Genomic DNA, 256 nt, shown 5'->3' on the forward strand with positions numbered 1-256 from the left:
CTCGCTTACTGCTGTGGCCAGCGGCACACCGTCTAGCTACCAGTGGTTGTTCAACGGGATACCCCAGCCAGGGGCTACAGGCGTTAGCTACAATAATACCATACAAACTGGCAGCTACAGCGTAGTGGCTATTTATGCCAACGGCTGTACAGATACCTCGGCGCCTTTATTGCCTATTGCATTAAAAAGCTTTACCGGTTATTACAAGGCAGGCATTGTGAACCTTGCGTGGTCAGCAGCTTCCGGGGCTGGCATA

At 52.0% G+C, this 256-nt stretch carries 1 protein-coding gene; it reads left to right on the forward strand.

The genetic code is table 11. The features are described 5' to 3' along the window. The coding region (locus ACHFIY_RS19345; protein ID WP_410847777.1) for a hypothetical protein at positions 1-256 on the forward strand (256 nt) is incomplete at both ends.

This window comes from Parasediminibacterium schistidii, from assembly GCF_046546515.1.
Lineage (GTDB): Bacteria > Bacteroidota > Bacteroidia > Chitinophagales > Chitinophagaceae > Parasediminibacterium.